Origin of the sequence: Oceanobacillus saliphilus, from assembly GCF_023522835.1 — a bacterium.
GTDB lineage: Bacteria > Bacillota > Bacilli > Bacillales > Amphibacillaceae > Oceanobacillus > Oceanobacillus saliphilus.
This window is the reverse complement of record NZ_JALCZU010000155.1, coordinates 1-268: the sequence shown is the minus strand read 5'-3', so window position 1 is coordinate 268 and position 268 is coordinate 1. Positions and strand designations below refer to the sequence as shown.

The following is a 268-nucleotide window of genomic DNA, read 5'->3' as shown; positions in this document are numbered from 1 at the left end:
ATCCTTGACCTAAGGAGATGAGGACGATGATACTAATTAGTGCCTGTCTGGCCGGCTTCAACGTCCGCTACGATGGTGGCAACGCTCGCAACGACCTGGCGGTGAAGCTGGTAGCGATGGGGCAGGCGATCACGGTCTGTCCGGAGATTATGGGCGGCTTTAGGACACCCCGGCTGCCAGCGGAGATTCAGGGTGGTACCGGGATGATGTGCTGGCTGGTCAAGCCGTGGTGGTGAACCGGGCCGGTCAGGATGTGACTAAGGAATAC

The 268-nt window shown here is 59.0% G+C and carries 1 protein-coding gene; it reads left to right on the top strand.

Going from position 1 to position 268, the window contains the following annotated elements; all coding sequences use genetic code 11:
• Positions 1-26: 26 nt before the first annotated feature.
• Entirely contained in the window at positions 27-236 is a 210-nt protein-coding gene (locus MN204_RS20770; protein ID WP_249872949.1) for a 2-thiouracil desulfurase family protein, read from the top strand.
• Positions 237-268 lie beyond the last annotated feature (32 nt).

What these genes read in the sequence shown, in the direction of transcription:
- MN204_RS20770 (WP_249872949.1), top strand. Translation starts at nt 27, where the DNA reads ATGATACTAATTAGTGCCTGTCTGGCCGGCTTCAACGTCCGCTACGAT.